The organism is Cupriavidus sp. H39, from assembly GCF_050271075.1.
Classification (GTDB): domain Bacteria; phylum Pseudomonadota; class Gammaproteobacteria; order Burkholderiales; family Burkholderiaceae; genus Cupriavidus; species Cupriavidus necator_B.
Genome location: NZ_CP189848.1, coordinates 645,881 through 666,392, shown reverse-complemented (window position 1 = coordinate 666,392; position 20,512 = coordinate 645,881). Strand labels below are relative to the sequence as shown.

Annotated in this window: 20 protein-coding genes and 1 tRNA gene; 13 read left to right on the top strand and 8 right to left on the bottom strand. The window is 67.7% G+C overall.

The annotated features are described in order from the left end of the window. Positions 1–17 precede the first annotated feature (17 nt). The 7 genes from lolB to ACOCMH_RS18515 all read left to right on the top strand — a co-directional run bounded on the left by lolB (position 18) and on the right by ACOCMH_RS18515 (position 6,271). A complete protein-coding gene (gene lolB / locus ACOCMH_RS18545) occupies positions 18–617 on the top strand; it encodes a lipoprotein insertase outer membrane protein LolB (RefSeq protein ID WP_427312447.1) in 600 nt (199 codons plus the stop codon). Next, positions 614–1,504: a 4-(cytidine 5'-diphospho)-2-C-methyl-D-erythritol kinase gene (gene ispE, locus ACOCMH_RS18540; RefSeq protein WP_427312446.1), complete on the top strand. Its 891-nt coding sequence runs from the start codon at positions 614–616 to the stop codon at positions 1,502–1,504. The genes lolB and ispE overlap by 4 nt, the downstream gene beginning before the upstream one ends. A 72-nt stretch (positions 1,505–1,576) precedes the next feature. Continuing rightward, positions 1,577–1,653 (top strand) — tRNA-Gln (locus tag ACOCMH_RS18535). A 97-nt stretch (positions 1,654–1,750) separates the two neighbouring features. Next, positions 1,751–2,704 carry a ribose-phosphate pyrophosphokinase gene (locus tag ACOCMH_RS18530; RefSeq protein ID WP_171514278.1) on the top strand — a complete coding sequence of 318 codons (954 nt, stop codon included), beginning with the start codon at positions 1,751–1,753 and terminating at the stop codon, positions 2,702–2,704. Positions 2,705–2,838: 134 nt separating this feature from the next. Continuing rightward, positions 2,839–3,456 (top strand): 50S ribosomal protein L25/general stress protein Ctc, encoded by a 618-nt coding sequence (locus ACOCMH_RS18525; RefSeq protein ID WP_427312445.1) that lies wholly within the window; start codon positions 2,839–2,841, stop codon positions 3,454–3,456. A gap of 151 nt (positions 3,457–3,607) precedes the next feature. Further along, positions 3,608–4,204, top strand: coding sequence for an aminoacyl-tRNA hydrolase (gene pth / locus ACOCMH_RS18520; protein WP_171514280.1), 597 nt, complete (start codon positions 3,608–3,610; stop codon positions 4,202–4,204). A gap of 207 nt (positions 4,205–4,411) precedes the next feature. Continuing rightward, on the top strand, positions 4,412–6,271 hold the full coding sequence (locus tag ACOCMH_RS18515; RefSeq protein WP_427312444.1) for a PhoX family protein: 1,860 nt from the start codon (positions 4,412–4,414) through the stop codon (positions 6,269–6,271). A 116-nt stretch (positions 6,272–6,387) separates the two neighbouring features. Here the strand turns inward: ACOCMH_RS18515 and ACOCMH_RS18510 are convergent, their stop codons facing one another. From ACOCMH_RS18510 to ACOCMH_RS18490, 5 genes are all read right to left on the bottom strand, one after another. Further along, positions 6,388–6,648 (bottom strand): YfhL family 4Fe-4S dicluster ferredoxin, encoded by a 261-nt coding sequence (locus ACOCMH_RS18510; protein ID WP_012351650.1) that lies wholly within the window; start codon positions 6,646–6,648, stop codon positions 6,388–6,390. Positions 6,649–6,715: 67 nt separating this feature from the next. Next, a complete protein-coding gene (coaD, locus tag ACOCMH_RS18505; protein WP_092307516.1) occupies positions 6,716–7,201 on the bottom strand; it encodes a pantetheine-phosphate adenylyltransferase in 486 nt (161 codons plus the stop codon). 254 nt (positions 7,202–7,455) lie between these two features. After that, a complete protein-coding gene (gene rsmD / locus ACOCMH_RS18500; protein ID WP_427312443.1) occupies positions 7,456–8,103 on the bottom strand; it encodes a 16S rRNA (guanine(966)-N(2))-methyltransferase RsmD in 648 nt (215 codons plus the stop codon). A gap of 61 nt (positions 8,104–8,164) precedes the next feature. After that, positions 8,165–9,547: a M16 family metallopeptidase gene (locus tag ACOCMH_RS18495; protein ID WP_427312442.1), complete on the bottom strand. Its 1,383-nt coding sequence runs from the start codon at positions 9,545–9,547 to the stop codon at positions 8,165–8,167. A gap of 10 nt (positions 9,548–9,557) precedes the next feature. Further along, positions 9,558–11,093, bottom strand: coding sequence for a M16 family metallopeptidase (locus tag ACOCMH_RS18490; protein WP_427312441.1), 1,536 nt, complete (start codon positions 11,091–11,093; stop codon positions 9,558–9,560). Between the two features lie 230 nt (positions 11,094–11,323). Here ACOCMH_RS18490 and ftsY point away from each other — a divergent pair, with 230 nt between their 5' ends. Continuing rightward, positions 11,324–12,577, top strand: a complete 1,254-nt coding sequence (gene ftsY, locus ACOCMH_RS18485) for a signal recognition particle-docking protein FtsY (protein WP_427312440.1) — start codon at positions 11,324–11,326, stop codon at positions 12,575–12,577. Between the two features lie 71 nt (positions 12,578–12,648). On the opposite strand, the gene maiA is transcribed toward ftsY, so the two are convergent. Further along, a complete protein-coding gene (maiA, locus tag ACOCMH_RS18480) occupies positions 12,649–13,296 on the bottom strand; it encodes a maleylacetoacetate isomerase (protein WP_427312439.1) in 648 nt (215 codons plus the stop codon). Between the two features lie 4 nt (positions 13,297–13,300). Continuing rightward, positions 13,301–14,002, bottom strand: coding sequence for a fumarylacetoacetate hydrolase family protein (locus ACOCMH_RS18475; protein ID WP_427312438.1), 702 nt, complete (start codon positions 14,000–14,002; stop codon positions 13,301–13,303). Between the two features lie 207 nt (positions 14,003–14,209). Between ACOCMH_RS18475 and ACOCMH_RS18470 the strand changes: the two genes are divergently transcribed. The 5 genes from ACOCMH_RS18470 to ybiB all read left to right on the top strand — a co-directional run bounded on the left by ACOCMH_RS18470 (position 14,210) and on the right by ybiB (position 19,374). Then, the gene (locus ACOCMH_RS18470; protein WP_427312437.1) at positions 14,210–14,848 is read left to right on the top strand and encodes an ANTAR domain-containing response regulator; all 639 of its coding nucleotides are present in this window, start codon (positions 14,210–14,212) and stop codon (positions 14,846–14,848) included. A 364-nt stretch (positions 14,849–15,212) separates the two neighbouring features. After that, positions 15,213–16,547: a CmpA/NrtA family ABC transporter substrate-binding protein gene (locus ACOCMH_RS18465; protein ID WP_427312436.1), complete on the top strand. Its 1,335-nt coding sequence runs from the start codon at positions 15,213–15,215 to the stop codon at positions 16,545–16,547. Positions 16,548–16,579: 32 nt separating this feature from the next. Next, entirely contained in the window at positions 16,580–17,482 is a 903-nt protein-coding gene (ntrB, locus tag ACOCMH_RS18460) for a nitrate ABC transporter permease (protein ID WP_427312435.1), read from the top strand. 19 nt (positions 17,483–17,501) lie between these two features. Further along, positions 17,502–18,305, top strand: a complete 804-nt coding sequence (locus tag ACOCMH_RS18455; RefSeq protein ID WP_427312434.1) for an ABC transporter ATP-binding protein — start codon at positions 17,502–17,504, stop codon at positions 18,303–18,305. 76 nt (positions 18,306–18,381) lie between these two features. After that, complete coding sequence (gene ybiB / locus ACOCMH_RS18450; protein WP_427312433.1) at positions 18,382–19,374, top strand: DNA-binding protein YbiB; 993 nt, start codon at positions 18,382–18,384, stop codon at positions 19,372–19,374. 19 nt (positions 19,375–19,393) lie between these two features. On the opposite strand, the gene ACOCMH_RS18445 is transcribed toward ybiB, so the two are convergent. Further along, a complete protein-coding gene (locus ACOCMH_RS18445) occupies positions 19,394–20,269 on the bottom strand; it encodes a pirin family protein (protein ID WP_427312432.1) in 876 nt (291 codons plus the stop codon). Positions 20,270–20,512: the final 243 nt, after the last annotated feature.

Genomic DNA, 20,512 nt, shown 5'->3' with positions numbered 1-20,512 from the left:
TCCTCACGACCATGCCCATGAACCGATCCCGACGCCTGGCGCTGCTTTGCCTTGGCGCGCCGCTGCTACTGCAGGGGTGCGCCAGCGTGGCGCCGTCGCGCAGCTTTGATGTCGACCAGGACGCCGCCAGCCAGCAGTACACCGGCCGCTTCTCCGCCAACTACGTGCGCTACGGACGCGACGAGGGCGTGCAGGGCAGCTTCCGCTGGGAGGAGCAGGGCCGCAACGTGCGGCTGGACCTGGTCTCGCCGCTTGGCCAGACCCTGGCCGTGGTCACCGCCACGCCCTCGGGCGCCACGCTCGATTTGCCCAACCAGCCGCCGCGCAACGCGCCCGAGGTCGACACCCTGATGGAGGAAGCGCTGGGCTTTGCGCTGCCGGTGGCCGGCATGCGCGACTGGCTGCACGGGCGCCCCACCCGGGGCACGCCGGCGCGCGCCACGCGCGACGAGCAGGGCCGGCTGGCGACGCTGGCGCAGAACGGCTGGACCGTGCGCTACGTCGCCTGGCAAGACAGCGCGGCCCCGACGCAAGTGCCGCGCCGCATCGACCTGGCGCGCGACGCCGGCAGCAATCCGCTGTCGGTGCGGCTCGTGATCGATCCCCAGACACCATGAACCGCGCCACCCGCAGCAGCCATCCCCTGCCCCCACCCGAACTGCGCGACTGCCCCGCACCGGCCAAGCTCAACCTGTTCCTGCACGTGACCGGCCGCCGCGCCGACGGTTACCACACGCTGCAGACCGTGTTCCAGCTGGTCGACTGGTGCGATACGCTGCATTTCCGCCGCCGCGACGACGGGGTGGTCGCGCGCGTCACCGAGGTGCAGGGCGTGCCGGCCGAAACAGACCTGGTGGTGCGCGCCGCGCGCGCGCTGCAGGCCGCCACCGGCACCACGTTCGGCGCCGACATCGCCATCGACAAGGTGCTGCCGATGGGCGGCGGCATCGGCGGCGGCTCTTCCGACGCCGCCACCACGCTGCTGGCGCTGAACCACCTGTGGGGCCTGGGGCTGCCACGCGCCGAGCTGATGCGGATCGGGCTGACGCTGGGCGCCGACGTGCCGGTGTTCGTGCTCGGGCAGAACGCCTTTGCGCAGGGCATCGGCGAGGACCTGACCCCCGTCGAGCTGCCCGACAGCTGGTTCGTGATCATCCATCCGAAGCAGCATGTCCCCACCGCTGAAATTTTTTCGGACGCGTGCTTGACAAGGGATACGCCGCTCTCCATAATTGCGGTCTTCGCTGCTCGTGAAAACAAATTCGATTTCGGTCGCAACGATCTGGAACCGATCGCAACAGCGAAGTTCGGCGAAGTCGCCCGAGCCCTGGCATGGCTGAAGCAACACAATCAGCATGCCCGGATGACCGGCTCCGGAGCCTGCGTGTTTGCGCGTTTTCCCGACGCGACGACAGCGCAGCAGGTTTTGGAAAGGTTGCCGCCCGAATGGGATGGCAGGTGTGTGAGAAGTCTGGCACAACACCCGCTCGCGACGTTCGCATAGCAAGTTTTCGTTCGGCGCGGTATGTCACTGCCACATGGCAGTCTGGTACCACGAAGAACGGCCCGGTTGTGTAGGGGAGTCGCCAAGTTGGTCAAGGCACCGGATTTTGATTCCGGCATTCGAAGGTTCGAATCCTTCTTCCCCTGCCATTACTTCCTATAGTGTCCTAACGGAACACGATATCTTCCAAGTCACCGGCTTCGCCGGTGACACCAAGCTCCCCCAGCAGCAAGACAGGTGCCCCGAATGAGCAGCGAAGGCTTGATGGTATTTACCGGCAACGCCAACCCCAAACTCGCGGAGGCTGTCGTACAGCACCTCGGCATTCCGCTGGGCAAGGCCCAGGTTGGCCGCTTCTCCGACGGTGAAGTCCAGGTCGAAATCCAGGAAAACGTTCGCGGCAAGCACGTCATCGTGCTGCAGTCCACCTGCGCGCCGACCAACGACAACCTGATGGAACTGATGGTGATGGTCGATGCGCTCAAGCGCGCTTCGGCACGCAGCATCACCGCCGCCATGCCCTACTTCGGCTATGCCCGCCAGGACCGCCGCCCGCGTTCGGCGCGCGTCGCGATTTCGGCCAAGGTGGTGGCCAACATGCTCGAAGTCGCTGGTGTCGAGCGCGTGCTGACGATGGACCTGCACGCCGACCAGATCCAGGGCTTCTTCGATATTCCCGTCGACAACATCTACGCTTCGCCGGTACTGCTGGGCGATCTGCGCGAGAAGAACTACGGCGACCTGCTGGTGGTCTCGCCGGACGTCGGCGGGGTGGTCCGTGCCCGCGCGCTGGCCAAGGAACTGAACTGCGACCTGGCCATCATCGACAAGCGCCGTCCCAAGGCCAACGTGGCCGAGGTGATGAACATCATCGGTGAAGTCGACGGCCGCAACTGCGTCATCATGGACGACATGATCGACACCGGCGGCACGCTGTGCAAGGCCGCCCAGGTGCTGAAGGAGCGCGGTGCGCTGAAGGTCTTCGCCTACTGCACGCACCCTGTGCTGTCGGGCGGCGCGGCGGCCCGCATCGCTGATTCGGCACTGGACGAAGTGGTGGTGTGCGACACCATCCCGCTGTCCGAGGAAGCTGCAAAGTGCACCAAGATCCGCCAGCTCTCGACCGCCCCGCTGCTGGCCGAGACCTTCACCCGCATCGTCAAGGGCGACTCCATCATGTCGCTGTTCGCGGGTTCCTGATAGAATCTTTGGCTTTACTGCGTTGATCGCCGTGGTTTGGCGCTCAACGTGACCTGATCGGCGCATGGTTTGCTGATTTGCGCCGCAACGAGGCTGTCTGGTCGCGGACAGCCTTCTTACTTTTTGGAGTCATCATGAAAGTTGTCGCTTTCGAGCGTAGCGTACAGGGAACGGGTGCGAGCCGCCGCCTGCGCAATTCGGGCAAGACCCCCGGCATCATCTACGGCGGCGCCGCCGAGCCGAAGATGATCGAACTGGATCACAACGCGCTGTGGCACGCCCTGAAGAAGGAAGCGTTCCACTCGTCGATCCTGGACCTGGAAGTGGCCGGCAAGAGCGAAAAGGCCCTGCTGCGCGCATTCCAGATGCACCCGTTCAAGCCGCTGGTGCTGCACGTTGATTTCCAGCGCGTGTCGGCCAACGACAAGATCCACGTCAAGGTGCCCCTGCACTTCATGAACCAGGAAACCGCTCCTGGCGTGAAGCTGGGCCACGGCCTGGTCAACCACATCGTCAATGACCTGGAAGTGTCGTGCCTGCCGGCCGACCTGCCCGAGTTCATCGAAGTGGACGTCGGCACGATGGAGCTGGGCCAGACCCTGCACCTGTCCGACCTGAAGCTGCCGAAGGGCGTGACCGTGATCACCCACGGTGACGACAACCCGGCCATCGCCAGCATCTCGCAACCGGCTGGCGCCGTGTCGGAAGCTGCCGAAGGCGGCGAAGCCGCTGGCGAAACCCCGGCTGCCTAAGCTGCCGCAGCGGTGGCGGCCCGCGGGCCGCGCCACGAAGAAACCGCCGCTCTTGCGGCGGTTTTTTTTCGCCCGGCAGCGGACTGCCGGTTTTTCGGTATCCTTGGCGCCTGTGGCGCAGTCCCCGCGCGCCAACGACCCAGTCAAACGCATGATCAAGCTTATCGTCGGCCTCGGCAATCCCGGTGCGGAGTACGAGGCCACCCGACACAACGCCGGCTTCTGGCTGGTGGACCAGCTGGCCCGCATGGGCGGCGCCACGCTGCGCGTGGAGGGCCGCTTCCATGGCCTCGCCGCGCGCGCGCGGCTATGGGACCAGGAGGTCTGGCTGCTGAAGCCGTCGACCTTCATGAACCGCTCCGGCCTGGCGGTGGTGTCGCTGGCGCGCTTCTACAAGATCCTGCCCGACGAGATCGTGGTCGTGCATGACGAGATGGACCTGCCGGCCGGCGCCGCCAAGCTCAAGCGCGGCGGCGGCGCGGGCGGCCACAACGGTCTCAAGGACATCTCCGCCCACCTGACCACGCAGGACTACTGGCGTCTGCGCCTGGGCGTGGGCCATCCGCGCAATGCGCCCGGCGGTGCCGGCGCCGGCCGCGAGGACGTGGTCAACTTCGTGCTCAAGCCGCCGCGGCGCGAGGAGCAGGAAGCCATCGATGCCGCGATCGACCGCTGCATCGAGCCGCTTGGCCTGCTGGCCCGCGGCGATGCCGAGCGCGCCATGGCGCAGCTGCACACCACGCGCTGACCACCGCAGGGCATCCACGCATATTCCTGCGACATCAGCATGAAAACGGGCCGCATCCGCGGCCCGTCGTCATTTGGCCGCACCCGTCTGCTTTTGCAGACATGTTGTCATCAAAGTGCCATGGGCGGCACCTACATTGCGGGGTTTCCAATCGCGTCGGTATCGCATGGTTGCCGATGCGCATGACATCCCACAGGAGGAAAGCCCATGTCGTACCTGACCGACGAAGCGCGCGCCGCAAGCCGCGCCGCCAAGCCCGACGTTGACGTGCCCGGCCAGAGGCTGGAGGACATCGTCGCCGCCAACCCGGCCCGCCGCCGGGTGCTGCGCGGTGGCCTGGGCCTGTCGCTGGTGTCGGCGTTCGGCAGCGGCCTGCTGGCCGCCTGCGGCGGCGATGACGATCCCGCTCCGGCACCCGCTCCAGCGCCAGCCCCGGCGCCGGCACCTGCACCCGCGCCCGCCCCGGTCACGCCGAGCTACGAGGTCACCTTCGAGCCGATCGCCAAGTCCACCGCCGATACCGTGGTGGTGCCCAGCGGCTACAGCGTCGACGTGCTGTTCTCCGCCGGCGATCCGGTCGAAGCCGGCGCCACCGGCTATGCCGGCGCGTTCCAGTCGTCGGCCGAGACCGAGCGCCAGGCCGGCGGCAACCACGACGGCATGCACTACTTCGCGCTGCCGGGCGTGGATCCGCAAAAGGGCGGCCTGCTGGCGATCAACCACGAGCTGCCGGACTACAACATCCTGTTCCCGACCGCCTACGTTGCCGCCACCGCAAGCCCGGAGCAGAAGCGCATCGCCCTGTCCGCGGTGGGCATCTCGGTGATCGAAGTGGAACTGGCCGCCAGCGGCAAGTGGCAGGTCAAGCGCGACTCGGTCTACAACAAGCGCTACACCGGCAACACGCTCTACCGCGTCGGCGGCCCGGCCGCCCCGGTGGTGGGCGCCACCGTGGTCGGCATGCTCAACAACTGCTCGAGCGGCTATACGCCGTGGGGCACCTACCTGACTTGCGAAGAAAGCACCGATAACTACATCGACCCGACCCAGGCCGAAAACGGCTATGGCTGGGTGGTGGAGATCGACCCGTACGGCACGCTGGGGGCGCCGGCCAAGCGCACCGCGATGGGCCGCTTCGACCATGAGAACGTCGCCTTCGTGACCGATGCCAGTTACAACGTCGCCTTCTACATGGGTGACGACGGCACGCCGGGCTGCATCTACAAGTTCGTGCCGAGCAAGGCGTTCGACCCGAACAACCGCGCCGCCAACGCCAACCTGCTCGACAGCGGCACGCTCTACGTGGCGAAGTTCAACGCCGACGGCAGCGGCCAGTGGATCGAGCTGGCGCAAGGCAAGAACGGCCTGACCATCGGTGCCTCGGACCCGGGCAACTGGACCCAGTCGGCGGTATCGCCGGCGCCGACCACGGTGGACTTCGCCACCCAGGCTGACGTGCTGATCAACACCAAGTCCGCCGCGCGCGTGGCCGGCGGCACGCTCATGGACCGCCCCGAGTGGATCACTGCCGCACCGGACAACACGCTCTACTGCACGCTGACCAACAACAGCGGCCGCCAGCAGACCGACGCCGCCAACCCGCGCAAGAACAACCTGCACGGCCATATCGTCAAGTGGAATGAAGCCGGCAATTCGCCGCTGGCCACGACCTTCACCTGGAGCATCCTGCTGCAGGCCGGCGACCCGTCGCTGGCCACCGACAACCTGAAAGGCAACATCAACGGCGACACCTTCTCCAGCCCGGACGGCCTGCGCGTCGACCCGAAGGGCCGCCTGTGGGTGCAGACCGACTCGAGCACCAGTGCCACCTACACCGGCACCTTTGGCAACAACAGCATGTACTACATCTCGCCAACGGGCCAGTCGAAGCGCTTCCTGGCAGGCCCCACCGGTTGCGAGATCACCGGCATCGCCTACACGCCGGACCTGACCACCTGCTTCATCAACATCCAGCATCCGACCGGCAAGTGGCCGGATGCGGCCAAGCCGCCGCGCTCGTCCACCATCGTGGTGCGCCGTGCCGACGGCAAGCCGATCGGTGCCTGACCGCGCAGTGCAGTAGGCAGTAACCGTAGTAATTGGGGAAAGGTTAAGCCCCCGTCACCTTGCGGTGCCGGGGGCTTTTTTTTGCGCGGCGGAAACCGGGAAGCGCGCGGGCGGAGTCAGGCCGCGTGCCGGGCCGCGGTCAGCAGCCGGTACCGCTGCATCAGGACCTCGTGGGTCTCGACGCGGTTCGGATCCTTGGGAATGCAGGCAACCGGGCAGACCTGCTGGCATTGCGGCTCATCGAAATGCCCGACGCACTCGGTGCACTTGTTGGGGTCGATTTCATAGATCTCGGGCCCCATCGAAATGGCTTCGTTCGGGCACTCGGGTTCACAAACGTCGCAGTTGATGCAGTCGTCGGTGATCATCAGCGCCATGGTGTTTCCTTCCTGCGGACACGCCCGCGCCCGACTGGCCGCGGTCTGACGTGTCTGAAGCCGTATTTTATTCCGGTTTGGCGATTTTCTCTTGCAGCCAGCGTTCCACCGACGGGAACACGAACTTGCTGACGTCGCCCCCCAGCACCGCGATCTCGCGCACGAAGGTGCCAGAGATGAACTGGTACTGGTCCGACGGGGTCAGGAACATGGTCTCGACGTCGGGCAGCAGGTAGCGGTTCATGCCCGCCATCTGGAACTCGTACTCGAAGTCGGACACCGCGCGCAGGCCGCGCACAATCACGCGCGCATTGTTCTTGCGCACAAAGTCCTTGAGCAGTCCGGAAAAGCCCTCGACCCGCACATTGGGATAATGCCCGAGCACTTCACGGGCAATGCTGATGCGCTCTTCGAGCGAAAAGAACGGGCGCTTGTTGGGGCTCTGCGCCACGCCGACCACCAGTTCGTCGAAGATATTCGACGCACGGCGGACCAGATCCTCGTGTCCCCGGGTCATTGGATCGAAGGTGCCGGGATAGACCGCGCTGACCATACTTCCTCCTTGATCTGCCCGCTGCCGGCCCTGGATGGGCCGCCGCTTGCGCCGGCCGGGCCGGCGTGGGTGCTGCGTCGCGAGCGTTGTGACAGCGGCGTAGTGTAACCCTAAATGCCCCGCTAGGAAGTCGCGGGGGGCACCGTTTTGCGGCAGTGCAGCTAAGAATCGGTTCCGCAATCAGGAAGGGCCCCTTCCCGGTTTTGGAACCGCGACGCCAGGCGCGGGGCCGCGCACCGGCGAATCAGGCTGGATCAGGCCGCGCCGCTGCCCGGCACACGATGCTGCAGCAGGTGGAAATGCACCGCCCCCGCGCGCGCGTGCCGCACGATCTCGAGCGCCGCCGGCACCGGCGCATCGGCGCCGGTCAGCGGGTGGTCGGTCTCGACATAGACCGCCCCGCCCGGCCGCGACAGCCGTGCCGCGTGCGCCAGCGACGGGCCGATCCAGTCCTCGGCGAAGGGCGGGTCCAGGAACACCACGTCGAAGCTGGCATCCGGCAGTTGCGCGGCAATGGCAAAGGCGTCGCCTTGCAGCACGCGCACCTGCGGCGCATCGAGGCGGGTCAGGTTATCGCGCAATTGCCTGGCCACGCGCGCATTGGATTCGACCAGCGTCACCGCGGCCGCACCGCGCGAAGCAGCCTCGAAACCGAGCGCGCCGGAGCCGGCGAACAGGTCCAGGCATTCCAGCCCGGACAGGTCCTGGCCCAGCCAGTTGAACAGCGTCTCGCGCACGCGGTCGGGCGTGGGGCGCAAGCCCTGGGCGTCAGGCACCGGCAGCAGCGTACGCTTCCAGCGTCCGCCAATGATGCGCACCTGAGCGGGTGCCTCGCGCGGCACCGGAGACACGGGAGAGCGCCCGCGCGGGGCGGGCGAGGGCAAGCGGGAACGCGAATTCATGCCGTGATTGTAGAGCCTGCGGCGCGGTCCGCCGCAGGCGATGCCGCCGTCACCGCCGGCATCACTGCCGGGCAGCCGTGGGCGCCGCGCCGACCGGCCCGCCGACGATCACCGTGGCCATGTTGTCCGGGTGCACATGGCGCTGGAACGCTGCCCTGACCTGCTCGCGCGTGACCTTGCCGATCTGCGCGGTCCACGTATCGAGGTAATCGAGCGGCAGCCCGTACCAGCCGATATTGGCCACGTTGGTCAGCAACTTGCGGTTGTTGTCGATGCGCAGCGGAAAGCCGTTGACCAGGTTGTCCTTGGCCGCGCGCAGTTCCTTTTCGCTCGGGCCTTCGGCGACAAAGCGCGCCAGCACCTGGCGCACCAGCGCCAGCGCTTCGTCGGTCTGCGCCTTCTTGGTCTGCAGGCTGATGCCGAACGGCCCCGGCTGCTTGGAGGGCGCGAAGTAGCTGTCCACGCCGTAGGTCAGGCCGCGCTTTTCGCGCACTTCGTCGGTCAGGCGCGAGCTGAAGCCGCCGCCACCCAGCACATAGTTGCCCACCAGCAGCGCGAAATAGTCCGGGTCGCCCCGCGCGATCGCCGGCTGGCCCAGCGCCACGCTGGACTGCTGCGCCGGGTGCGGCAGGCGCTGCTCGCTGGGCGCGATCTTCAGCCGCACCTGCGGCAGCGCTGGCGCGGCGCTGCCTGGCGGCAGCCCGCGCGTCAGCTGCTCGGCGATGGCCTCGGCCTGCTTGCGGTCGACCGCGCCGATCAGCGTCACCACCGCGCGCTGCGCGCCATAGTTGTCGCGCCAGAACCGGACGATATCGTCGCGCGTGATCGACGCCACGCTGTCCGGGGTCGCGGCAACGCCGTAGGGATGGTCGGGATACATGGCCCGGGCCAGCGCCTTGTCGGCGATCACGCCAGGCTTGGTGTCGGCTTCGCGGATGGCGGTGATCAGGCGCTGCTTCTCGCGCCCGACCACGGCGTCCGGATAGGTCGGCGCCTTGATCAGCTGCGCCGCCAGCGCGACCGACTGGTCCAGCTCCGGCTGCGCGGTCAGCGTGCGCAGCCCGATGCCGCCGCGGTCGCCGCCGGCCGCGCCGCCAAAGGCGGCACCGGTATCGGCAAAGCCATCGGCAATCTTCGCCTCATCGCGCGCCGGCTGGCCGTCCTGCGCGGCGGCGCCCTTGTCCAGCAGCGCCGCGGTCAGCGTGGCCAGCCCGGCCTTGCCCTGCGGGTCATAGCGGCTGCCGGCGTCGAAGTCGATGTTGATGTCGAGCATCGGGATCGACGGGCTGTGCACAAAGTACACCCGGGCACCCGTGGACGCGGTCCAGTGTTCGATCGGGATCGCTGCCTGCGCCAGCTGCGCGGCCAGCAGCAGGGCGGCACCCAACGCGGCGCCGGCAAGTTTGCGCAGCGAGCGCGGGGCGGAAGTGACGGACTGGGTCATCGCCTTGTTCTCAGTGGCGCAGGCCCGAAGGGGCCTGGGACTTGGGCTTGTTCGGATCGATCGGCTGCGGCACCAGCGTGGCCACGGTCAGGTTGTCGTCATTGAAATACTTGGCGGCGACGGCCTGCACCTGGGCCGGCGTGACGGCCTTGATCTTGTCGAGCATGCGGTCGATCTGGCGCCAGGAGATCTCCGAGATCTCGGACACGCCGATCTCCATGCCCTGCCCGAATACCGAATCGCGCTTGTAGATCTGGCCGGCCACCACCTGCGCCTTGACGCGCTTGAGCTCTTCCGGCGACACGCCTTCCCTGGCAATGCGCTCGATCTCGGCGCGCAGCGCGCGTTCGATCTCTTCGGTGTTGTGGCCCGCGGCCGGCGTGCCGTCAAGCACGAACAGCGACTCGCCGCGGTTGATGCTGTCGTAGCCGACATTGACGTCGTCGGCCAGGCGCTGCTCGCGCACCAGTTCGCGCGTCAGGCGCGCGTTGTCGTAGCCGTTGAGCACCGCCGACAGCACCTCGAGCGCATAGGGGTCGACGTCCTTCTCGACGTCGCGCAGGCGCGGCACCTTGTACGCCATCACCATGTACTGGTTCTCGGCGGGCGCCTTGACCCAGATGCGCTTGATGCCCTTCTGCGCCGGCTCTTCCTGGTCCTTGCGCAGCGGCAGCGCGCGCGGCTTGAGCTTGCCGTAGTAGCGCTCGGCCAGGGCGCGCACTTCGTCAGCCTTGACGTCGCCGGTGACGATCACCATGGCGTTGTTCGGCACGTACCAGTGGCGGTACCAGTCCTTGACGTCGTCCACGCGCATGTTGACCAGGTCGTCCATCCAGCCAATCACCGGGTGGCGGTAGGCGGCGGCGGTATAGACCGTGGCCAGCAGCTGCTCGTAGACCGTGCCGCGTGCGGAGTCGTCGGTGCGCAGGCGACGTTCTTCCATCACCACCTTCATCTCGCGCTCGAACTCATCCTTGGTGATGACAACGTTGGCCATGCGGTCGGCTTCCAGCTCCATCATCTTCGGCAGGTACTGCTTGCCGATCTGCTGGTAGTACATGGTGAAGTCGCGGTTGGTCATGGCGTTCTCGCGCCCGCCCAGGGCCGCCACCTGCTTCGAGAATTCGCCCACCCCAACCTTGGGCGTGCCCTTGAACATCATGTGTTCCAGCATATGGGCCACGCCGGTGGTGCCGCTGACTTCGTCGATGCCGCCGACGCGGTACCACACCTGGTGCGCCACCGTGGGGGCGCGGTGGTCTTCCTTGACGATCAGCCGCAGTCCGTTGGACAGGCGGTATTCGGTCGCGCCCTGCGCGGTCGCGCCGGCCGGCGCGGTCTGGGTGCCCGGCATCGGCGAGGCCACCACGCCTTGCGCCGCCGCGGGCATGGACCACGGCAGCGCGGCCAGCAGCAACGCGGGAATGACGCGCCGCGCCAGCCGCGCTGCGCCCTGGAAAGGTGGTGGGTGACGCTGGATGCGCGTTTGGACGCCGGCTTCGGTGCCTGGCGCGCCCGCTGTGGTCATGACAGCGCAATGGTTCATGCGACCCCGTCTGCTAGAATTTTGCCGATCGATTCGCATGCGCAACGCTGCGCGCGCGAATCAGCCATGTCGTAAATACATGTAGCGAACTATACGCAATCGCCGGCCGGGACCACAACGGTTTCTCCCCAGCCATCGCGAAGCCTGCGTAACCCATTGATTAATCACCGGTTGCCCGCTGGCGTTGGCTGCCGCCAGGGTATCGGCCCCGGTATTGACCCCGTTCCCCAATGTTTAGTTTCTGGAAGAAGCGCAAGGCCGAGCCGGCGCCCGTCGAGGCACCTGTCGCGGCGCCCGCGCCCGCCCCGGCCCCCGCTCCGGAGGTGCCCGCGCCCGCCCCGGCACCGGCCCCGACGCCAACGCCCGCACCCGCGCCGGTTCCGGTGCCCGTCCCCGTGCCGGCGCAAGTGCCCCCGTCCGCGCCGGCGCCCGTGGCCGCCGCCGTTCCGGTGCCGGCGCCCGCCCCGGCCGAGGCGCTGGAACTGGTGCCGCCGCCCGCCCCGGCCGAGGCGCTGGAACTGGTGCCGCCGCCCGCCCCGGCCGAGGCGCTGGAACTGGTGCCGCCGCCCGCCCCCAGCGCGGAAGCCAGGCAGGGCTGGATGCAGCGGCTGCGTACCGGCCTGTCCAAGACCAGCCGCAACATCGGCACGCTGTTCGTCGGCGTCAAGGTCGACGAGGACCTGTTCGAGGAACTGGAAACCGCGCTGCTGATGGCCGACGCCGGCGTCGAAGCCACCGAGTACCTGCTGGGCGAGCTGCGCAAGCGCGTCAAGGCCGAACGCATCGAAACCGCCGACGGCGTCAAGGCGGCACTGCGCGACCTGTTGACGCAGCTGCTGCGCCCGCTCGAGAAAACCATGGCGCTGGGCCGCGAGCAGCCGCTGGTGATGATGATCGCGGGCGTCAACGGCGCCGGCAAGACCACCAGCATCGGCAAGCTGTGCAAGCACTTCCAGCGCTATGACCAGAAGGTGCTGCTGGCCGCCGGCGACACGTTCCGTGCCGCCGCGCGCGAGCAGCTGACGATCTGGGGCGAACGCAACAACGTCACCGTGGTGGCGCAGGAAAGCGGCGACCCCGCGGCGGTGATCTTCGATGCCGTCAACGCGGCCAAGGCGCGCGGCATCGACATCGTCATGGCCGACACCGCCGGGCGCCTGCCGACCCAGCTGCACCTGATGGAAGAGCTGAAAAAGGTCAAGCGCGTGATCAGCAAGGCCATGCCGAGCGCGCCGCACGAGGTGCTGCTGGTGATCGACGCCAACACCGGCCAGAACGCCCTGCAGCAAACCCGCGCCTTCGACGACGCGCTGGGCCTGACCGGGCTGATCGTGACCAAGCTCGACGGCACCGCCAAGGGCGGCATCCTGGCGGCGATCGCGCGCCAGCGCCCGGTGCCGGTGTACTTCATCGGCGTGGGTGAAAAGGTCGAAGACCTGCAGCCATTCAGGGCGGACGAGTTCGCCGAGGCGCTGCTGGGTTAAATCCCGTCATGCTCCACGCAAAACGCCCCGGCAGTGCCGGGGCGTTTGTGCTTTGCGGGACTTGCCGGCGACTATTCCGCGTCAGGCTGCGACTTCGGCTCCGCCTTCTGGAACGCCGGCAGGGCCATGCAGGATTCGTAGATCTTCGCGAGCGCCGGATAGCGGGTCACGTCGATATTGAAGCGCTGCGCGTTGAACACCTGCGGCACCAGGCACAGGTCGGCCAGCGTGGGCGTGTCGCCGAAACAGAAGCGCCCGGCCTTGCCGTTGCGCTCAAGGTTGGCTTGCAGCGAGGCGAAGCCCAGTTCGATCCAGTGGCGGTACCACGCATCCTTGACCTCGTCGGTCACGCCGACCGTGTGCTTCAGGTACTTCAGCACGCGCAGGTTGTTCAGTGGATGGATCTCGCAGGCGATTTCCTGCGCCAGCCCGCGCACATAGGCGCGGTCCAGCGCCGTGCCGGGCAGCAGCTTCGGCTCGGGGTGGACCTCGTCCAGGTACTCGATGATCGCCAGCGACTGCTGCAGCACGTGCTCGCCGTCGGCCAGCGCCGGCACCAGGCCGTCCGGGTTCACCGCGCGGAACTCGGGCTTGAGCTGCTGGCCGCCTTCCTTGAGCAGGTGCACCGGCACGTAGTCATAGGACAGGCCCTTAAGCTCCAGCGCGATACGCACGCGGTACGAGGCCGAACTACGGAAATAGCTGTAAAGCTTGAGCATCGGTTCAGACCACCTTGATGGTGAGATCGCCCACGCCGCCGACGTGGCACTGCATGACATCGCCCTTGACCACCGGGCCCACGCCCTCGGGCGTGCCGCTGAAGATCAGGTCCCCCGGCTGCAGCTCGAACAGCTTCGACAGGTACGACACCATCTCGGGCACCGACCAGATCAGGTCCGACAGGTCGCCGCGCTGCTTTTCCACGCCGTTGACCGACAGCGTGACCGCGCCCTTTTCCGGATGGCCGATGGCCGAGACCGGCACGATCGGGCCGATCGGCGCGGATTTGTCGAAGGCCTTGCCGGTCTCCCACGGGCGGCCGGTCTTCTTCGATTCGTTCTGCAGGTCGCGGCGCGTCATGTCCAGGCCCACGGCGTAGCCGAACACATGGCTGGCCGCCTGTTCGACCGGGATGTCGCGGCCGCCCTTGCCGATCGCCACCACCAGCTCCACTTCATAGTGGCAGTTGCTGGTGCCTGGCGGGTAAGGGAAGGCGCCTTCGGTGCCGTCGGCGACATAGCTGACCGCATCGGACGGCTTGCAGAAGAAGAACGGCGGCTCGCGGTCGGGGTCCGAGCCCATTTCCCGGGCGTGGGCGGCATAATTGCGGCCGACGCAATACACGCGCCGGACCGGGAAACTGGCGTCGCTGCCGCGCACAGGCACGCCAACGGGCGCGGGCGGGGCGAACACGAATTCGGTCATGCATCTCTCCAGATAGTTCTGATCGGTGCTGCGACGCAGTCCGGTGCCGGGCGCAGCAGGGCAACAGGATACACCGCGGGCTGCCTCTGCGTACGGGCGCATACAATGAACTCAGGCACGCTCGCGGCGCCGCTGCACCGGACTGGCGCACCCTGTCTTGCGCTGCCCGGCGCGAATCTTGCATGGCGCACTGCAACAGAGCCAGCCATGACACGACGCCATCCGCCCCCAACGCCCACGACACCCGCCACGTCCGGCCCCGCCCGCGTGCTGCGTATCCTGCTCGTGCGCGACCCGCTCGACACCGACCCCCTGAATGTCGAGACCATCCGCAGCGGGCTGGTGAACGCGGGCTTTAGCGAGATCCAGATCGTCGATGCCGACCTGCGGCTGCCCGACGTGATCACCGCCACCCAGCCCGACATGCTGATCATCGCGTCGGAGTCTGCCGCGCGCGACACCATCGAGCATGTATGCGTCTCGACCCAGCATGCACCGCGCCCGATCGTGCTGTTCACCGACAACGACGACCGCCAGCGCATCAAGGCCGCACTGAGCGCGGGCATTACCGCCTATATCGTCGACGGCCTGCGCGCCGAGCGCGTCAAGACCGTGCTCGACGTGGCCTATGCGCGCTTCGAGCTCGACCAGCAGTTGCGCGCCGAGCTCGACGCCACCCGGCTGAAGCTGGCCGAGCGCAAGGTGGTGGAGCGTGCCAAGGGCCTGCTGATGCAGGCGCGCGGCCTCAGCGAGGAAGACGCCTACCAGCGCCTGCGCAGCATGGCGATGGAACGCGGACTGAAACTGGTTGACGCCGCCCAGCGCGTGATCGACGTGATGGGCTGAGCCGCCCGGGCGCGCAGCCGCGGTGCGTAGCCGCACGCGGCTGGTGCGCCGCGGGTTCGTAGCGCCACGCCGGGGCCCGCCCTGCCCGCCCGCTCCAAGCGAAATGCGGCGGCCATCTCCGCGTACGCACCGCTCCCGCCCATTTCGCCCCGTTCCGGCACAAGATGCCCGGAAATGTTGCACCGCACAGTGCTGGCATACGGCTTGCGTCATGCAGGCATCGGCCAACGGCGGCCGATCACCCAATCAGGCGGATACGACCAACGCGGGCCGTATCACGCCATGGACAACGGCGTCCCCACACCGCACCGGCTTCTGGCGAAGCCGGCCGCGCCGGGGACGCTTTTTTTCTTGGAGCCACGCAATGCCCTCTCGCCTCAGCCATGCCAGGCCGCTGCACGCAGCCGTCCACAACGCCGACGCTGCTGCCGCTGCCGACGCGGTACCGGCCAGCAGCGGCCGCCGCCGCGCGCTGGCGACCATCGCCGGTGCCAGCGTGATGACGCTGGTCGACCCGCTGGTGCGCGCAGGCGCCTGGGCGGCGGGCTCCGACGCACCGGAGAAGACCGACGTGCGCATCGGCTTTATCCCGCTGACTGACTGCGCCTCGGTAGTGATGGCGGCCGCGCTCGGGCTCGACAAGAAGTACGGCATCAAGATCACGCCGACCAAGGAAGCCTCGTGGGCAGGCGTGCGCGACAAGCTGGTCAATGGCGAGCTGGACGCGGCCCACGTGCTCTACGGCCTGGTCTATGGCGTGCAGCTCGGCATCGGCGGGCCGAAAAAAGACATGGCCGTGCTGATGAGCCTGAACCAGAACGGCCAGGCGATCACGCTGTCGGCCAAGCTGGCCGAGCAGGGCGTCAGGGACGGCGCCAGCCTGAAGGCGCTGATGACGAAGGAGAAGCGCGACTACACCTTCGCCCAGACCTTCCCCACCGGTACCCATGCGATGTGGCTGTACTACTGGCTCGCGGCCAACGGCATCGATCCGATGCGGGACGCCAAGGCCATCACGGTGCCGCCGCCGCAGATGGTGGCCAACATGCGCGTGGGCAATATGGATGGCTTCTGCGTCGGTGAGCCCTGGGGCGCGCGCGCGATTGCCGACAAGATCGGCTTTACCGCCGAAACCACGCAGGCGATCTGGAAAAACCATCCGGAAAAGACCCTGGGCACCACCGCGGAGTTCGTGCAGAAGTACCCGAACACGGCGCGTGCGATGGTGGCGGCGGTGCTGGAGGCGTCGAAGTTCATCGACGCCTCCGCCTCCAACCGCCGCAAGACCGCTGAAACCATCGCCGCCAAGTCCTACGTGAATACCGACATGGACATCATCCTGGACCGCATGCTGGGCCGCTACACCAATGGGCTGGGCAAGACCTGGGACGACCCCGACGCGATGAAGTTCTACCAGGACGGCAGCGCCAATTTCCCGTACCTGTCCGACGGCATGTGGTTCCTGACCCAGCACAAGCGCTGGGGCCTGCTCAAGGCCCACCCGGATTACCTGGCGGTGGCTAAGCAGGTCAACCGCATCGATGTCTACAAGCAGGCCGCCACCGCCGCACAGGTGCCGCTGCCCAGGAGCGAGATGCGCAGCGCCAAGCTGATCGACGGCGTGGTCTGGGACGGCAAGGACCCCAAGGCCTACGCCGACGGTTTCAAGATCAAGGCCCGCAGCCAGCCTTCCGATTGATTCGCAGTGCCCCTGACCAAAAGGAGCCAGACGTGAATGCCATTGTCCCTACTACGCCCAATGCCGCAAGCGCCGTCGCCGCCGACCCCGACACCAAGGAGCGGGCGCGTCGGCGCGAACACGAAATCGCCATGCAGGCGCGGCGCGCGCAACGCCGCGACGCCGTCGCCGCGCTGGTGCTGAAGGCCGTGCCGCCGCTGCTGGGCTTCGCCTTGTTTGTGCTGGCCTGGCACGGCATCGCCACCATGATCCCGGCCATCCCCACACCGGGCGCGACGTGGCACGCCGCGGTGCCGCTGTTTGCCGACCCGTTCTACCGCAACGGGCCCAATGACCAGGGCATCGGCTGGAACGTGCTGGCGTCGCTGGCGCGCGTGGCGGCGGGCTTCGGCCTGGCGGCGCTGGTCGGCATACCGGCCGGCTTCGTGATCGGGCGCTTTGCCTTCCTGAACGCCATGACCGCACCGGTGATCAGCCTGCTGCGGCCGGTCTCGCCGCTGGCCTGGCTGCCGATCGGGCTGCTGCTGTTCAAGGCGGCCAACCCCGCCGCAATCTGGGCGATCTTCATCTGCTCGATCTGGCCGATGGTGATCAACACCGCGGTGGGCGTCACGCGCGTGCCGCAGGACTACCTGAACGTGGCGCGCGTGCTCGACCTGTCGGAATGGAAAGTGTTTACGCGCGTGCTGTTTCCCGCGGTATTGCCCTACATGCTGACCGGCGTGCGGCTGTCGATCGGCACGGCCTGGCTGGTGATCGTCGCGGCCGAGATGCTGACTGGCGGCACCGGCATCGGCTTCTGGCTGTGGGACGAATGGAACAACCTGAAGGTGGAGCACATCGTGATCGCGATCTTCGTGATCGGCCTCATCGGCCTGCTGCTGGAGCATGCGCTGCTGGCGCTGGCCCGGCGCTTCAGCTACGGCACGCATTGATCGGTACGGGAGAGACGCCATGGACAAGTTCGTCAGCATTGAAAACGTCGGCCAGACCTTCAAGACCCGCAAGGGCCCGTTCGTCGCGCTGCGCGACATTCACCTGCAGGTCGCCGAGGGTGAGTTCATCACGCTGATCGGCCACTCCGGCTGCGGCAAGTCGACGCTGCTGAATCTGCTGGCGGGACTGGCCACGCCCACCACCGGCGCGCTGATCTGCGCCGGGCGTGAAATCGCCGGGCCCGGCCCGGAGCGCGCGGTGGTGTTTCAGAACCATTCGCTGCTGCCGTGGCTGACCTGCTTCGAGAACGTCTACCTGGGCGTGGAGCGTGTGTTTGCGGCCAGCGAGAACAAGGCGCAGCGCAAGGCGCGCACGCACGACACGCTGGCGCTGGTGGGACTGAGCCACGCCGAAGGCAAATATCCGCACGAGATCTCCGGCGGCATGAAGCAGCGCGTGGGCATTGCCCGCGCCCTGGCGATGGCGCCCAAGGTGCTGCTGATGGACGAGCCCTTCGGCGCGCTGGATGCGCTCACGCGGGCGCATCTGCAGGACGAGCTGCTCAAGATCGTGGCGCGCACGCGCAGCACGGTGGTAATGGTGACGCACGATGTCGACGAAGCCGTGCTGCTGGCCGACCGCATCGTGATGATGACCAACGGCCCGGCCGCCACCATCGGCGAGATCCTGAAGGTGGACCTGCCGCGCCCGCGCGACCGCGTGGCGCTGGCGCACGAACCGGCCTACCATCGCTGCCGCACCGCGGTGCTGGACTTCCTCTACCGCAAGCAGCGCAACCCGGCGCTGCCGCAAGCGGCGTAGCAGCACCGCCGGCGGCGATGGGCGAGGCCGCCGGGCTCCGCTATCATGAACCCAGCACACACTACCCCACGCCGCCATGACCACCACCGCCGCCCCATTTCCCGCCGCCCGCTATATCAAGGAGATCGGCCGCGGCGTCAACGGCGCGCGCGCCCTGCCGCGAGAGGACGCGCAGGCGCTGTTCGACGCCATGCTGGCCGGCCGCGTCTCTGACGTGGAGCTGGGCGCCATCCTGATGGCCTACCGCATCAAGGGCGAGGCGCCGCACGAGCTGGCCGGCATGCTGGAGGCCGCCCATGCGCATTGCCAGCCGCTGCCCGCGCCGCCGGACCGGCAGGTGGTGGTGATTCCGAGCTATAACGGGGCGCGCAAGCAGCCCAACCTGGTGCCGCTGCTGGCGCTGCTGCTGGCCCGCGAAGGCGTCCCCGTGCTGGTGCACGGCACGCGCGTGTTCGAAGGCCGCGTGACCAGCATGGCGCTGTTCGAACAACTGGGCGTGCCCTTGTGCGCCAGCACTGCCGAAGCCTCGGCACGGCTGCGCGACGGCGACGGCAATGGCCCGCTGGCGGTGCTGCCGGTCGACGTGCTGTCGCCCGGACTGTCGCGGCTGCTGGAGCGGCGCACCGTGATCGGCCTGCGCAATTCGTCGCATACGGTGGCCAAGATGCTGCAGCCGGTGGGCGAGCATTCGCCTGCCGAAGGCCTGCGGCTGTACAGCTACACGCACCCCGAATACCGCGAGACGCTGACCGACTACTTCTCGCACGAGCCCGCCAACGTGCTGCTGGCACGCGGCACCGAGGGCGAAGTGGTGGCCGATGCCCGGCGCACCAGCCGCATCGACTGGCTGCATGAAGGCCACCAGCAGACCTTGGTCGGCCAGGCCGGCGGCACCATCGGCGACGTGCCGGAGCTACCGCCGGGCAGCGACGCCGGCCTGACCGTGGCCTGGATCCGGCGCGTGCTGGACGGCGCGGTGCCGGTGCCGGCGCCCATCACCATCCAGGTCGAGGCGATCCGCGAATGCCTGCGCCAGGGCACTCGGGTGACCTGGGCCAGCCCGCTCTGAGCCGGCCCCGGGACTACGCTCAGGGCTTGCGCGGGGGCAGCGGAATACGCTCGGTCTCGCCCGGCACGTGCGGGAACTGGTCGTCCTCCCAGCGCTGGGCGGCAGCCTCGATCGCCACCTTGCTGCTGGCCACGAAATTCCAGTAGATAAAGCGGTGCCCGTCGGTCGGGTCGCCGCCCAGCAGCATCACGCGCGACGGCGCCGTGGCCGTCAGCGTTGCCGGCCGGCCCGGCGTGAGCACCACCATGTGCTCGGCCGGCAGCGGCTCGCCGTCGAGCGCGACCGCGCCGTCGACCGGATAGATGCCGCGCTCGGCATGGTTGGCGGGTATCTCCACGCTGGCGCCCGCGTCCAGCTCGATCGCCACGTACAGGGTGCGGCTGAAGACCTTGACCGGCGAAGTCTGGCCGAACGCATCGCCCGCAATCACCACCATGCGCAGCCCGGGCCGCTCAATGCGCGGCAGCGTGGCGGCGGGATGGTGGAAAAACGACGGCTCGGCGCCCTCATATTGCTGCGGCAGCGCCACCCAGGTCTGGATGCCATGCAGCCGCGCGCCGTCTTTGCGCACATGCTCGGGAGATCGCTCCGAGTGGACGATGCCGTGGCCCGCGGTCATCCAGTTGACGTCGCCAGGGCGGATCGCCTGGTCGCTGCCCAGGCTGTCGCGATGGATGATCTCGCCCTCGAACAGATAGGTGACCGTGGCCAGCCCGATATGAGGATGAGGGCGCACATCGGCGCCCTGACCGGCCGGCAGCTGGACCGGCCCCATATGGTCGAAGAAGATAAACGGCCCGACAGTCTGGGTAGCCGCGGCTGGCAGCAGCCGGCGCACGGTGAAATCGCCCAGGTCGCGCACATGCGGCTTGAGCAAGTGTTCGATAGCAGACATAACTCCTCCGATCCGATAAGAGAGGCTCGCAAGCATGCCATTGCGCCGCCCGCCGGTCGAGTGTAGACGGTGCTGCAACGGAGCATTGCAGCAGCGGACAGAACCCGTTTGCCCCCGCGCGCTCTAACTACAGTGCGCGATGGCACCGGTATCGTTGCCGTCTCTTGCCAAACCTTCTGCCTATCCGAACAGGGAGGTTAATATACGGGAACTATCGGGGCCATCGGAACTCCAATTAGCACT

Coding starts and splice junctions, on each gene's coding strand:
- lolB (WP_427312447.1), top strand. CDS start 18: ATGAACCGATCCCGACGCCTGGCGCTGCTTTGCCTTGGCGCGCCGCTG.
- ispE (WP_427312446.1), top strand. CDS start 614: ATGAACCGCGCCACCCGCAGCAGCCATCCCCTGCCCCCACCCGAACTG.
- ACOCMH_RS18530 (WP_171514278.1), top strand. CDS start 1,751: ATGAGCAGCGAAGGCTTGATGGTATTTACCGGCAACGCCAACCCCAAA.
- ACOCMH_RS18525 (WP_427312445.1), top strand. CDS start 2,839: ATGAAAGTTGTCGCTTTCGAGCGTAGCGTACAGGGAACGGGTGCGAGC.
- pth (WP_171514280.1), top strand. CDS start 3,608: ATGATCAAGCTTATCGTCGGCCTCGGCAATCCCGGTGCGGAGTACGAG.
- ACOCMH_RS18515 (WP_427312444.1), top strand. CDS start 4,412: ATGTCGTACCTGACCGACGAAGCGCGCGCCGCAAGCCGCGCCGCCAAG.
- ACOCMH_RS18510 (WP_012351650.1), bottom strand. CDS start 6,648: ATGGCGCTGATGATCACCGACGACTGCATCAACTGCGACGTTTGTGAA.
- coaD (WP_092307516.1), bottom strand. CDS start 7,201: ATGGTCAGCGCGGTCTATCCCGGCACCTTCGATCCAATGACCCGGGGA.
- rsmD (WP_427312443.1), bottom strand. CDS start 8,103: ATGAATTCGCGTTCCCGCTTGCCCTCGCCCGCCCCGCGCGGGCGCTCT.
- ACOCMH_RS18495 (WP_427312442.1), bottom strand. CDS start 9,547: ATGACCCAGTCCGTCACTTCCGCCCCGCGCTCGCTGCGCAAACTTGCC.
- ACOCMH_RS18490 (WP_427312441.1), bottom strand. CDS start 11,093: ATGAACCATTGCGCTGTCATGACCACAGCGGGCGCGCCAGGCACCGAA.
- ftsY (WP_427312440.1), top strand. CDS start 11,324: ATGTTTAGTTTCTGGAAGAAGCGCAAGGCCGAGCCGGCGCCCGTCGAG.
- maiA (WP_427312439.1), bottom strand. CDS start 13,296: ATGCTCAAGCTTTACAGCTATTTCCGTAGTTCGGCCTCGTACCGCGTG.
- ACOCMH_RS18475 (WP_427312438.1), bottom strand. CDS start 14,002: ATGACCGAATTCGTGTTCGCCCCGCCCGCGCCCGTTGGCGTGCCTGTG.
- ACOCMH_RS18470 (WP_427312437.1), top strand. CDS start 14,210: ATGACACGACGCCATCCGCCCCCAACGCCCACGACACCCGCCACGTCC.
- ACOCMH_RS18465 (WP_427312436.1), top strand. CDS start 15,213: ATGCCCTCTCGCCTCAGCCATGCCAGGCCGCTGCACGCAGCCGTCCAC.
- ACOCMH_RS18455 (WP_427312434.1), top strand. CDS start 17,502: ATGGACAAGTTCGTCAGCATTGAAAACGTCGGCCAGACCTTCAAGACC.
- ybiB (WP_427312433.1), top strand. CDS start 18,382: ATGACCACCACCGCCGCCCCATTTCCCGCCGCCCGCTATATCAAGGAG.
- ACOCMH_RS18445 (WP_427312432.1), bottom strand. CDS start 20,269: ATGTCTGCTATCGAACACTTGCTCAAGCCGCATGTGCGCGACCTGGGC.